Below are 12,305 nucleotides of genomic sequence, written 5' to 3'. Positions count from 1 at the left end.
CTGCGGACACGGTGCCCGCGGGGGAAGTATTCATCACGGGCAGATGAAGGCCTGGCCCGCGTAGGAGAGTCCGGCCCCGAAGCCGACGGCGAGTACGACGTCGCCCTGCTTCGCGGTGCCCGCCTTGCGCATGTGGTCCAGCGCGAGGGGGATGGACGCGGACGAGGTGTTGCCCGAGTACCTGATGTCGTCGGCCACGACCATGTCCTCGCGGGCGCCCTTGGCCCGCAGCTTCTTGGCGATGGCTTCGACGATCCGCAGGTTGGCCTGGTGCGGGATCAGGACGTCCACATCGGACGGTTCGAGCCCGGCCAGTTCCAGCGCCCGCAAGGCGATCGGCGCGATCTGCGTGGTCGCCCACCGGAAGACCGACTGGCCCTCCTGGTAGATCCACCGGTCGTCGCGCATGTAGATCAGGTCGACGTGCTCGCCGGCGCTGCCCCAGGAGACCGGGCCGATCTGCGCCGTGTCGGCCGCGCCGACCACCGCCGCGCCCGCTCCGTCGGCGAAGATGATCGCGTTCCCGCGGTCGACCGGGTCGACGTGGTCGGTGAGCTTCTCGGCACCGATGACGAGCGCCTTCTTCGCGCTGCCCGCCCGGATGAGGTCGGACGCGACACCGAGGCCGTAGCAGAAACCGGCACAAGCGGCGTTGAGGTCGAAAGCGGCCGGATGCGTGATGCCGATCCGGTCCGCGACCTGGGCGGCGGCGTTCGGGATCTGGGTGGGCATCGTGCAGTTCGGCAGGATGACCGTGTCCACTTCGGACGGATCCACGCCGGCGTCGGCCAGTGCGGCGGTGCCCGCTTTGACCGCCATGTCGACCAGCGACTCGTCCTTTTCGGCGAACCGGCGCTCGACGATGCCGACCCGCTCGCGGATCCACTGGTCGTTGGTGTCCATGATCTTCGAGAGATCGTCGTTGGTCACGATCTTCTCGGGCTGGAAGCTTCCGACACCGAGGATGCGGGTCCCGGCGGCGCCCTGCGCCTGCAGCAAGGTGGATCGGTCGGTCACGAAGCGTCCTCCTGCCCCTGAAGTTTCGCCAGCTCGGCGGGTGTCTTCAGTGCGATGGTGGTGGTCACGGTTCCCTTGAGCTGCCGCTTGACCAGCCCGGTCAGCGTGCCCGCCGGCGGCAGTTCGAGCGTCGAGGTGACGCCCGCGGAGACCAGACCGTCCATGGTCAGATCCCAGCGCACCGGGCTTGTGACCTGCTTGACCAGCCGGTCGAGGTATTCGGCCCCGCTGGTGACGACCTGGCCGTCGGCGTTCGACAGCAGCGGACGCGTCGGGTCCGCCGGGGTGATCTTCGCAGCGTGGGCGGCCAGCGCTTCACGCGCGGGTGCCATGTAGGAGGTGTGGAAGGCGCCCGCGACCTTGAGCGCGCGGACCTTGGTGCCCTCCAGCGGCTCGGCCACGATCCTCTCGATCGCGTCGGCGGCACCGGAGGCGACGATCTGGCCTGCGCCGTTGCGGTTCGCCGCGGCGAGGCCGTGGCCGTCGAGCCAGGCGACGACCTGCTCCGGGTCGCCGAGCATGACCGCGGCCATGCTCGTGGGCTCCAGTGCGCACGCCTTCGCCATCTCCGCGCCGCGGACGGCGGCCAGCGCGACGGCGTCTTCGGGGCTCAGCACCCCGGCGATGGCGGCGGCGGCCAGCTCGCCGACGGAGTGCCCGGCGACCGGCGCGTCCGCGGCGACCGGGGCCGCACGCTGAAGGTGCTCGAAGGCCAGCAGTGACAGCGCCACGATCAGCGGCTGCGTGATCGCGGTGTCCTGGATCTCTTCGGCGTCCGCTTCGGTGCCGAGGCGGACGAGATCGAGACCGGCCCGCTCGGACCAGGCTTCGACGCGCGCGCGGGCGCCGTCGAGCTCGAGCCAAGGGGAGAGCATGCCTGGGGCTTGGGAACCCTGACCGGGGGCGAGGACTGCTGCTGTCACCCCACTAGGGAACACTCTCGGCCACCATGGTCGTGATGCCGACGCTCACCAAGTCCGGCCTACGTAATTGTCGGAACCCTCCAAAAGTGCCAAGCTGATCTCCGCGCTTAACCCAAAAGCCTTGTCGGGTTCAACCAGCTTTCCCTATGAGGTCCATCACTGCGCAGAGTTACCATCGGGTTTACCGGAGACCGCGAAGGCCGACTAAGTCCGCCGTGTCGCTTCATGTGCCCGAGTGCGCTTTTTGCCTGTTTCAGGTTTGGGCGGTCGTGAGTGGTAAGTGTCGTTAGAACGACCCAAAGCACTCACGACAGCCGCTGACCCCACCCCTGCCCGCGGCCTTCAGTGACCCGGATCGCGTGTCCGTGAAGGCCTCCTTGCCTACCCTGAAGGTAGTGAAGGAGGCCTTCACGGACTTCGGGACCGCCACGTGCGCCCCAGACGCACCAGCAGTCACAGGGGCGTCGCATGAAGGCCCTCTTCACGCGGCTCAGCCGAGGGAACTCGACCTTCGCAACTCGGCAGGCGGGCAAGCGCTGGTACCGGGTGGTCGTGAGTGGTAAGTCGCGTTCTAACGACCCAAATCACTCACGAGTCCGTCACCAGAGGCCGCGGGCTCGGGCCAGCCGCCCCACGGTCAGCGCCACCTTCAGCACCCAGGCGTCGCGCGATTCGGCGGCGTGGCGGCCGGTGAGTTCGGCCGCCTTCCGCAGGCGGTACCGGACGGTGTTCGGATGCACGAACAGCGTCCGCGCGCAGGTTTCCAGGACACCGCCGCTGTCGAGATAGGTCTCCACCGTCCGCAGCAGCGCCGGGCCCGCCTCCTCCAGCGGCCGGGCGATCTGTTCCACGAGCAGGCGTTCCGCTTCGGGGTCGCCGGACAACGCGCGTTCCGGCAGCAGGTCGATCGATCTCGCCGGCCGCGGCGCGCCGGGCCAGCCGACGACGGCACGCAGTCCGGAGAGCGCTTCGGTCGCGCTGTGGTGTGCTTCGGCGAGCGTCGGCACTGTCGGCCCGGCGACGACCGGGCCCTCGGCGAAGGCGACGGACAGCTTGGTGAGGATCTCGCGGTCCTTGACGCTCCCGTCGGTGGGCCCGGCGACGACCACGACCAGCCGGGATCCCTGCACCGAAAGCAGCACGGGACGGCCCACCCTGGCGGCGCGGCTGCGCACCTCGAACACGACGGCGGGCGGGTCGTCCGACGTCGGGGTGCCGACCAGCGCGGTGGCGGGCGCGGCCGGATCCCAGCCGAGCGCGGCGGCACGGGAGAGCACCGCTTCCTCGGCGTCACCGCGGACGATGCCGTCGACGACCAGCGCCTCCAGCCGCGCGTCCCAGGCGCCGCGCGCCTCGGCGGCGGCGGCGTAGGAGTTGGCGGCGGCGAACGCGATCTCCCTGCCGTAGCGCAGGATCCCCTCGATCAGCGCGGCGCGTTCCGCCTCGTTGGCGGCGAACTCGGGCAGCTGCTCCTCGAACACCTCGATCGCCAGCCGCACCATGCCGACCGCCTGACGCAGGCTCACCCAGCGGGAGAGTTCGGCGGGAGCCTCGCGGAACGCCTCGGTGGTGAGGGAGAGCGCCTCCTTCGCGTCGCGGAGCCAGTCGACGAAACCGGCGGCACCCGCTTGGGTGATCAACAGGACGCTCGCGCGCTGGTCGGCGGGAAGGCGGGCGAACCAGCTCAGCCGCTCCTCCATCACCGCCACGCTCGCGCTCGCGAGCCGGCCGGAGGCGTGCTCGAGCCTCCGGAGGGTCTTGGCGGACAGCCCGTGGTGCTTGGGCACATGCCGTCCGGAAGTCGCATCAGCCATGGTCAGCCGATCCTAGTCCGGTGGGCAAAGGAGGCCCTCGTCCTGCGGCCCTACGCTGCCCGCGTCCGAAGTGGACAGTCGGAGCGTGAATTGTGAAAAGTATTTGCATAATACTCGAGGCCGCCCGGCGCTCGCGTTTTTCGCTGCGCCGGACGGCCTCGTCTCCCCGGTCCCCACCGGTAGAACAAGTATGCGACTTGTGGATCTTTTCCCGCTAGCTCACTCACTCGATCGTGGGTCGCCGAGTTGCCGGTGCGGTGCCCGTGATCAACGATCCCTCGCAAGCCGCACCGGGTAGGTCGCGGATGCGCAGAGGAGGGAGTTCGCCGTGGGCGAGCAGCTGAAAGACGGTCTGGGACAAGCATGGAACCTTGTCGCCACCTTCGTGCCGAAACTGGTCGGATTCCTGATCATCCTGCTCATCGGCTGGTTGATCGCGAAGGCCGTGTCAAAGGCATTGGGGCTGGTTCTGTCGAAGATCGGTTTCGGCAAGCTCATCGAGAAGACCGGACTCACCGGAACGCTCAAACAAGCGAATGTCGACGCGGGCGGGATCCTCGTCAAACTCGTGTACTACTTCATTCTCCTGATCGCGCTGCAACTCGCGTTCGGCGTATTCGGGGAGAGCAATCCGGTCAGTGCCCTGCTCAACGACATCATCGCGTTCCTGCCGCGGATCCTGGTGGCGCTGGTACTGGTGATCGTCGCGGCCGCCGTCGCGAAGGTCGTCCGGGACCTGGTGACCGGTGCGCTGTCCGCGCGGCCCGCCGGACGGCTTCTGGGGACCATCGCCTACTGGCTGATCATGGCGTTCGGCATCATCGCCGCGCTCGGCCAGGTGAACATCGCGACGGCGGTGACGGGACCGGTCCTGATCACCGTGCTCGCCACCATCGGCGGCGTGATCGTCGTCGGCTTCGGCGGTGGCCTGATCAAGCCGGCGCAGGACCGCTGGCAGGGCTGGCTGGCCAACCTGCAGGGCCAGCTTGAGCCGGGTGGCGGAAAGCAAGAGGTCCGTTCGGAGCCGCCGACTTCGCCTGTGGGCATCGGTCGCGTAGATTCCTGAGCATCCCGCGGGCCCGGTGATCGAGGAAGGCACCGGGCCCGCGTGGAGTCGAAGGGCCCATCGCCGCGGTGCACGCGGTGGAGGGCCCTTTTCGCGTCCTTAGCGACTCTTGAGCCGTCTCCCTGTTCCGCACCTCACACTCTCTAGGGAATGGCCTCGGAACGGAGCATGTTGGAGCGGTAGACGGAGAGGGGTGCGGACGTGGACTTCCTGCTGCACAACGGTGTCACGGTGCTCGGACAGTGGATCTCCTTCGCCGAGCTGGCGGGGCAGGTCTTCGCGCTCGCCGTGGTCTTCCTGGCGCAACGCCGCACGCTGTGGACCTGGCCGGTCCAGGTCGGCGCCACCGTGCTGCTGTTCTCGGTGTACATCTCCGCGCACCTCGGCGGACTCGCGACCAGGCAGGTAGCGATCCTCGCCATCTCGATCTACGGCTGGTGGGCGTGGTCCCGCCGCAGCGACCCGGTCTACGGCGTCGTCGTCCGCAAGGGCCGTCTCGGGGAGCGTCTGGCGATGCTCGGCGCCTTCGCGATCGGCACCACCGCGATGGCGCTGGTCCTCGACGCGCTAGGCGCCTCGTGGGCGCCATGGCCGGACGCCGCGATCTTCGTCGGCACCCTGGTCGCCTTCGCCGCTCAGGGTGCGGGTCTCGTCGAGTTCTGGCTGGTGTGGCTGGTCGTCGACGCGATCGGCGTACCGCTGCAGCTCTCCTCGGGCCTGTACTTCTCCGCCGCGGTCTACATCGTGTTCGCCGGGCTGGTCGTCCACGGCTGGTGGAGCTGGAACCGCACCGCGAAGCAGGTGCGGACCGCTCCATCCGAGGTCTCCGCCGCGGCCTAGCGCATGGTGGCGTGCGACGGCTTGAGGTCGGCGAGCGTGCGGACGCCCAGCAGCTGCATCGTCCGGGTCATCTCGGCGCGCAGGATGTCCACGCACCGCTGAACGCCGCGCTCGCCCCCGGCCATCAGGCCGTAGAGGAACGCGCGCCCGATGAGCACCGCGTCGGCGCCGCGCGCGATCGCGGCCACGATGTCGCCGCCGGAGAGGATGCCGGTGTCGACCCAGACCTCCGCGTCGCCCTGGATCTCGTCGAGCACCGCGGGCAGCAGCTCGATCGGGGTCGGCGCGCGGTCGAGCTGACGCCCGCCGTGGTTGGACAGCAGCACCGCGTCGGCGCCGTGCTTGACCACGTCACGCGCGTCGTCGACGTTCTGGATCCCCTTGACCACGAGCTTGCCCGGCCAGGTCTGGCGGACCCAGTCGAGGTCGTCGAAGTTCAGGGTCGGGTCGAAGAGCTGGTTGAGCAGTTCGGCGACCGTGCCGTCGAACTGGCTCAGCGACGCGAAGGTCAGCGGCTCGGTGGTCAGCAGGTTGAACCACCACGACGGATGCATCGCGCCGTCGACGAAGGTCTTGAGGGTGAGCGCGGGCGGGATGGTCAGCCCGTTGCGGACGTCACGCAGCCGCGCGCCCGCGACCGGGGTGTCCACCGTCAGCATGAGGGTGTCGAATCCAGCGGCCCACGCGCGATTCATCAGATCTTCGCCCGCTTTGTGGTCGCGCCAGACGTAGAGCTGGAACCACTTGCGGGCTTCCGGGGCGGCCGCGGCGAGGTCTTCGATCGACGTCGTCGCCATGGTCGAGAGCCCCATCGGGATGCCGTTGCGCTGCGCGACGCGGGCCACCGCGGACTCGCCCTCGTGGTTCATCATCCGGGTGAACCCGGTCGGCGCGAACGCGAACGGCAGTGCCGAACGCTTGCCGAGGATCTCTTTGCTCGTGTCCACATCGGACACGCCGCGCAGGACGTTCGGGTGGAATTCCACGCTGCGGAAGGCCTGCCGGGCGCGCCGTAGGCTGTCTTCCAGCTCGGCGGCGCCGTCGGTGTAGTCGAACGCCGCCCGCGGCGTCCGTTTGCGGGCGAGCATGCGCAGGTCGGCGATGGTGTGCGCGCCCGCCAGCCGCCGTTCGGTCGGGTTGAGCACGATCGGCTTCGGCCGCAGGATCTGCTTCAGCTCACTCGGCTTCGGCAGTCGACGCTTGGTCACACTCGCTCACCCTTCCCGCTCATCCGGAAACATCCGATGTCTTACCCTAGCTCGTCCGGTCCCGGACGCAATGAACGGTCCGTTCCTTGCGAAATTCGCGAGGAACGGACCGTTCATGGCCTTGCTACGCGCTACCGGAGTCCGACAACTGCGGACCCGCGGCGGCGACGTCGTCGAGGCGGTACTTCCGCGCCGCCTCCGCCGCCTTCGAGCGGTCGATCTCGCCGCGCTTGGCGAGCGCGCTCAGCGTGCCGACCACGATCGACTGCGCGTCGACCAGGAACTTCCGCCGGGCGGCGGGGCGGGTGTCGGAGAACCCGAACCCGTCGGTGCCCAGCGTCAGCATGTCCGTCGGCACCCACGGGCGGATGAGGTCCGGCACGGCCCGCATCCAGTCCGAAACCGCGACGACCGGTCCGTTCACGCCGGACAGCTTCTGCGTGATGTACGGCACACGCGGGGAGTCGCCGGGGTGGAGGAGGTTGTCGTGGTCGATCTCGACGGCCTCGCGCCGCAGCTCGGTCCACGACGTCGCCGACCAGACGGCCGCGCGCACACCCCACTCCTCGGCGAGCATCTTCTGCGCCCGCAGCGCGTCCGGCATGGTGACGCCGGACACCAGGATCTGGGCCTCCGGACCGTCGCCCGACGGGGCGTCCGCGTACTTGTAGAGACCCTTGAGCAGGCCGTCGACGTCGAGGTTCTCCGGCTCGGCGGGATGCTGGTAGGGCTCGTTGTAGATCGTCATGTAGTAGAAGATGTTTTCGCCGTTGCCGTCCGGCCCGGTGTCGCCGTACATCCGGCGAAGACCGTCCCGCACGATGTGGGCGATCTCGAACGACCACGCCGCGTCGTAGGCCACGACGGCCGGGTTGGTCGCCGCCAGCAGCAGCGAGTGCCCGTCCGCGTGCTGCAGGCCCTCACCGGTCAGCGTGGTGCGGCCGGCGGTGGCGCCGAGCACGAACCCGCGGGCCATCTGGTCCGCCGCCGCGTAGAGGCCGTCACCGGTCCGCTGGAACCCGAACATCGAGTAGAAGATGTAGATCGGGATCATCGGCTCGCCGTGCGTGGCGTACGAGGTGCCGACGGCGGTGAACGACGCGGTGGACCCCGCCTCGTTGATGCCCTCGTGCAGGATGACGCCCTTTTCGGACTCCTTGTAGGCCAGCATCAGGCTCGCGTCGACCGACGTGTACGTCTGGCCGTGCGGGTTGTAGATCTTGGCCGTCGGGAACATCGAGTCGAGGCCGAAGGTGCGCGCCTCGTCCGGGATGATCGGGACGATCCGCTTGCCGATCTCGGAGTCCTTCGCCAGCTCGCGGACGAGCCGGACGAACGCCATCGTGGTGGCGACCTCCTGCTTGCCCGAGCCCTTGCGGATGCCTTCGTAGACCTTGTCACCCGGCAGCACGAGCGCCTTCGAGGCCTTCGGTCGGCGCTCCGGCAGGAAACCGCCCAGCGCCTTGCGGCGGCCGAGCATGTACTCGATCTCCGCCGAGTCCTTGCCAGGGTGGTAGTACGGCGGCAGCTTCGGATCGCGCTCGAGTTCCTCGTCGCTGATCGGGATGCGCTGAGCGTCCCGGAACAGCTTCAGGTCGTCGAGGGTGAGCTTCTTCATCTGGTGCGTGGCGTTGCGGCCCTCGAAGGACGGGCCGAGGCCGTACCCCTTGATGGTGTGCGCCAGGATCACCGTCGGCTGGCCGTGGTGCTCCAGCGACGACTTGTAGGCCGCGTAGACCTTGCGGTAGTCGTGCCCGCCGCGCTTGAGGTTCCAGACGTCGGCGTCGGTCAGGTCCTTGACCAGTTCCTTGGTCCGCGGGTCGCGGCCGAAGAAGTGCTCGCGGACGAAGGCGCCGTCGTTGGCCTTGTACGTCTGGAAGTCGCCGTCCGGCGTGGTGTTCATGAGGTTGACCAGGGCGCCGTCACGGTCCGCGTGCAGCAGCGAGTCCCACTCGCGGCCCCAGATGACCTTGATGACGTTCCAGCCGGCGCCGCGGAAGTACGACTCCAGCTCCTGGATGATCTTGCCGTTGCCGCGCACCGGGCCGTCGAGCCGCTGCAGGTTGCAGTTGATCACGAAGGTCAGGTTGTCGAGGCCCTCGCCCGCGGCGACGTGGATGAGGCCGCGCGATTCCGCCTCGTCCATCTCGCCGTCGCCGAGGAACGCCCAGACGTGCTGGTCGCTGGTGTCCTTGATGCCGCGATCGCGCAGGTACCGGTTGAACCGGGCCTGGTAGATCGCGTTCATCGGGCCGAGGCCCATGGACACGGTCGGGTTCTCCCAGAACTCCGGCATCAGCCGCGGGTGCGGGTACGACGGCAGGCCGCCGCCCTCGCCCGCGTGCGAGAACTCCTGGCGGAACCCGTCCATCTGGCTCTCGCTCAGCCTGCCCTCGAGGAAGGCACGGGCGTAGATGCCGGGGGAGGCGTGCCCCTGGATGAAGATCTGGTCGCCGCCGCCGGAGTGGTCCTTGCCGCGGAAGAAGTGGTTGAAGCCCACTTCGTACAGCGCCGCGGACGAGCCGTAGGTCGAGATGTGCCCGCCGACGCCGACGCCGGGCCGCTGGGCGCGGTGCACCATGATCGCGGCGTTCCACCGGATGTAGGCGCGGTAGCGCCGCTCGATCTCCTCGTCACCGGGGAACCAGGGTTCGTTCTCGGTGGGGATGGTGTTGACGTAATCCGTCGACGTCAGCGCCGGAACGCCGACGTGGCGTTCCCTGGCCCGCTCGAGGATGCGCAGCATCAGGTAGCGGGCGCGCTGCTGACCACCCCTGGCCAGCGCCTCGTCGAAGGAGTCCAGCCATTCGGCGGTCTCCTCCGGGTCGATGTCGGGCAGGTGCGCCGCCAATCCGTCACGGATGACGCGGACGCGTGCCGGGGTCTCCTTGCCGGAGGCGCCGTCGTTCTGCGGGGCCAAGGGGTCTCCTTGCGAAAGGTGGTAGCTGGTTGTGCTCGTACTCGGGCGTGTTCGCGATCCATCGTCGTCCTCCGGTTCCGTTCGCGTCACCGCTACTGATCGGTAACGTCCATGGACCCGATTGCGACACACCTCGCACGCGCCTGTACTCGCGCGCGCGTTTTCTCTCCCACCCTAAAGCAGGGCGTTCGGGGGTGCCCAAGCGCGCCCGGATTGACCCTTCGAGAGTGGGCTGAATGTCCGTACGCCGCGACACGAGTTGTTCAAGATCCGGTGTGGACGGTTGCGCGGATCGCTTCACCAGTGTTCGCTAACGGGCATCGTGTACCCGAGTGTGGTGCCCGCCCGGTCGAATCCGGCCGAGCGACACCACGCTCCGTCGTAGTTGGAGGAGTGACAGCAGTGGTCGCCGCGGGAGACGCTGATCAGAGCAGCGTCGCCGAAAGGCTCGGGATCAAGCCGGACATGGTGGTCCAGGAGATCGGCTGGGACGAGGACGTCGACGACGACCTTCGTGCGGCGATCGAGGAACAGATCGGCGGCGACATCCTCGACGAGGACGCCGACGAGGTCATCGACGTGGTGCTGCTGTGGTGGCGCGAGGACGACGGTGATCTCGGTGACACGCTGATCGAGGTCCGGACCCCCTTGAACGAAAACGGCGTGATCTGGGTGCTGACCCCGAAGACGGGGCAGCCAGGGCACGTCGAACCGAGCGAGATCGCCGAAGCGGTACCGCAGGTCGGACTGGCCCAGACGGCCAATATCAGTGCCGGCCCCAAGTGGGCGGGCACCCGGCTGGTGTCGCCGAAGTCGAAGACCAAGCGGTGACCTGGGGAGTCGCGAGATCGACACGATAGGGTTGTCCTCGCAGGCCCCTGTTCGCTCTTGAGAGGAAACCGCCGGTATGACCGTCGAGGTCGGATCGCAAGCCCCGGACTTCACGCTCAACGACTACAACAAGCAGGCCGTGAAGCTGTCGTCCTTCCAGGGCGAGAAGCCGGTCTTGCTGGTGTTCTACCCGTTCGCGTTCAGCGGTATCTGCACCGGCGAGCTGTGCCAGCTCCGCGACGAGTTCGCGGACTACGACGGCAACGGCGTCCAGGTCATCGGTGTGTCCGTGGACACCCCGTTCTCGCTCAAGGCGTGGGCCGAGCAGGAGGGCTACCAGTTCCCGCTGCTTTCGGACTTCTGGCCGCACGGTGAGGTCGCGAAGGCCTACGGCGTCTTCAACGAGACGGCAGGCCTGGCCACTCGTGGCACCTTCCTGATCGACAAGGACGGCGTCGTGCGGTTCGCCGAGATCAACCAGCCCGGCGAGGCGCGTGACCAGCAGGCGTGGAAGAAGGCCGTGGCCGCCCTGGCCTGAGTCTTCACCGGTGGCACCCGTGCGCGGGTGCCACCTCACGGGCGCATAGCTCAGCGGGAGAGCACTCGGTTTACACCCGAGCGGTCGTAGGTTCGATCCCTACTGCGCCCACCGAAAACCCGGCGACAGCCCGCCCGCGCGGCGCTACCTTCAGCCGCATGCACGACCTGACGTGGCGGCCGCTCACCCGCGAGGACGCCGAGGCGTCAGCGGACCTCCTCAACGCCATGGAGACCGTTGACGGGATCGGCGAGAACTACACGGCGGAGGACACCCTCCAGGAGCTGATCGACCCGTACGCGGACCTGGAGCGGGCCAGCCTCGCCGCGTTCGACGGTGACGTGATGGCCGGTTACATGAAGATCCGCTTCAAGCCGTCCGCCGAAGAGGTGCATCGGGTCTTCCTCGACGGCGGGGTCCATCCCGACTATCGCCGCCGGGGCGTCGGCGGCGCGCTCGTCGACGCGGGGGTGGCGGCGGCCAAGGTGGTGCACGCGCTGCACCACCCGGCCTCGAAACTCGTGGTGGACGTCAACCGGCCCGAGCGCATCGCGGGCCTGGCCGAACTCGTGCGGTCCCGTGGCTTCACTCCGGTGCGCTACTTCCAGCGGATGGAGCACGCGCTCGGTGTCGTCGGGGCTCCGGCGATTCCCGAGGGCTTCTCGGTCGAGCCGTGGTCGGAGCGCAACGACGAGGACTTCCGGTCGGTCCGGAACGAGGCGTACCGGGACTACTGGGGCGCGGTGCCGATGCCCGCCGATCTCTGGCGGAACAAGATCACCAACCAGACCTTCCGGCCCGAAGTGAGTTTCCTGCTCCGGGAAGCGGCGGGCGCCCCGGTCGGAATGCTGGTGACGATGTTCTGGGAGGCCGACACGGAGGCCACCGGCGTCCGCGACGCGCACTTCATGCTCATCGGAACGCTTCGGGAGTACCGGCGGCGAGGTGTCGCCAGTGCGCTGATGCGGCAGGCGCTGCGGACCGCCGCCGAGCAGGGTTACGACCGTGCCAGCTTGAACGTGGACTCGGCGGACCCGTCGGGGGCGTTCGGGGTCTTCGAGAAGGCGGGCTTCGCGCCGACGATGCGCTACGTGCGGTGGGCTCTGGAGGTCTGACCCCTCCCGCAAGCAGACGCCGGTCCGTGAAGG

The 12,305-nt window shown here is 68.5% G+C and carries 10 protein-coding genes and 1 tRNA gene; 6 read left to right on the top strand and 5 right to left on the bottom strand.

Going from position 1 to position 12,305, the window contains the following annotated elements; genetic code table 11:
* Window positions 1-33: 33 nt before the first annotated feature.
* The 3 genes from AMYAL_RS0106365 to AMYAL_RS0106355 form a co-directional block, all read right to left on the bottom strand.
* Window positions 34-1,017: a beta-ketoacyl-ACP synthase III gene (locus AMYAL_RS0106365; RefSeq protein WP_020630476.1), complete on the bottom strand. Its 984-nt coding sequence runs from the start codon at window positions 1,015-1,017 to the stop codon at window positions 34-36.
* Window positions 1,014-1,940, bottom strand: a complete 927-nt coding sequence (locus AMYAL_RS0106360) for an ACP S-malonyltransferase (RefSeq protein WP_280632800.1) — start codon at window positions 1,938-1,940, stop codon at window positions 1,014-1,016. The genes AMYAL_RS0106365 and AMYAL_RS0106360 overlap by 4 nt, the downstream gene beginning before the upstream one ends.
* A gap of 599 nt (window positions 1,941-2,539) precedes the next feature.
* Window positions 2,540-3,754 (bottom strand): PucR family transcriptional regulator, encoded by a 1,215-nt coding sequence (locus tag AMYAL_RS0106355; protein WP_026466794.1) that lies wholly within the window; start codon window positions 3,752-3,754, stop codon window positions 2,540-2,542.
* A gap of 328 nt (window positions 3,755-4,082) precedes the next feature.
* Between AMYAL_RS0106355 and AMYAL_RS0106350 the strand changes: the two genes are divergently transcribed.
* Together AMYAL_RS0106350 and AMYAL_RS0106345 are read left to right on the top strand one after the other, a co-directional pair.
* Complete coding sequence (locus AMYAL_RS0106350; protein ID WP_020630473.1) at window positions 4,083-4,820, top strand: mechanosensitive ion channel family protein; 738 nt, start codon at window positions 4,083-4,085, stop codon at window positions 4,818-4,820.
* Between the two features lie 201 nt (window positions 4,821-5,021).
* Complete coding sequence (locus AMYAL_RS0106345) at window positions 5,022-5,660, top strand: nicotinamide mononucleotide transporter family protein (protein ID WP_020630472.1); 639 nt, start codon at window positions 5,022-5,024, stop codon at window positions 5,658-5,660.
* On the opposite strand, the gene AMYAL_RS0106340 is transcribed toward AMYAL_RS0106345, so the two are convergent.
* Both AMYAL_RS0106340 and aceE read right to left on the bottom strand, forming a co-directional pair.
* Window positions 5,657-6,868: an alpha-hydroxy acid oxidase gene (locus tag AMYAL_RS0106340; protein WP_020630471.1), complete on the bottom strand. Its 1,212-nt coding sequence runs from the start codon at window positions 6,866-6,868 to the stop codon at window positions 5,657-5,659. The genes AMYAL_RS0106345 and AMYAL_RS0106340 overlap by 4 nt on opposite strands.
* 124 nt (window positions 6,869-6,992) lie before the next feature.
* Complete coding sequence (gene aceE, locus AMYAL_RS0106335) at window positions 6,993-9,788, bottom strand: pyruvate dehydrogenase (acetyl-transferring), homodimeric type (protein WP_020630470.1); 2,796 nt, start codon at window positions 9,786-9,788, stop codon at window positions 6,993-6,995.
* Between the two features lie 402 nt (window positions 9,789-10,190).
* Here aceE and AMYAL_RS0106330 point away from each other — a divergent pair, with 402 nt between their 5' ends.
* From AMYAL_RS0106330 to AMYAL_RS0106315, 4 genes are all read left to right on the top strand, one after another.
* Window positions 10,191-10,619 (top strand): DUF3052 domain-containing protein, encoded by a 429-nt coding sequence (locus AMYAL_RS0106330; RefSeq protein WP_005164955.1) that lies wholly within the window; start codon window positions 10,191-10,193, stop codon window positions 10,617-10,619.
* 76 nt (window positions 10,620-10,695) lie between these two features.
* Window positions 10,696-11,157 (top strand): peroxiredoxin, encoded by a 462-nt coding sequence (locus AMYAL_RS0106325; RefSeq protein WP_020630469.1) that lies wholly within the window; start codon window positions 10,696-10,698, stop codon window positions 11,155-11,157.
* A gap of 39 nt (window positions 11,158-11,196) precedes the next feature.
* A tRNA-Val gene (locus tag AMYAL_RS0106320) sits at window positions 11,197-11,268 on the top strand.
* Between the two features lie 47 nt (window positions 11,269-11,315).
* Entirely contained in the window at window positions 11,316-12,272 is a 957-nt protein-coding gene (locus tag AMYAL_RS0106315) for a GNAT family N-acetyltransferase (protein WP_020630468.1), read from the top strand.
* The last annotated feature ends 33 nt before the right edge of the window (window positions 12,273-12,305 follow it).

Origin of the sequence: Amycolatopsis alba DSM 44262 (assembly GCF_000384215.1) — a bacterium.
In the GTDB taxonomy this organism is placed as follows: domain Bacteria; phylum Actinomycetota; class Actinomycetes; order Mycobacteriales; family Pseudonocardiaceae; genus Amycolatopsis; species Amycolatopsis alba.
This window is presented reverse-complemented; position numbering and strand designations above follow the sequence as displayed.

What these genes read in the sequence shown, in the direction of transcription:
- AMYAL_RS0106315 (WP_020630468.1), top strand. Translation starts at nt 11,316, where the DNA reads ATGCACGACCTGACGTGGCGGCCGCTCACCCGCGAGGACGCCGAGGCG.
- AMYAL_RS0106355 (WP_026466794.1), bottom strand. Translation starts at nt 3,754, where the DNA reads ATGGCTGATGCGACTTCCGGACGGCATGTGCCCAAGCACCACGGGCTG.
- AMYAL_RS0106325 (WP_020630469.1), top strand. Translation starts at nt 10,696, where the DNA reads ATGACCGTCGAGGTCGGATCGCAAGCCCCGGACTTCACGCTCAACGAC.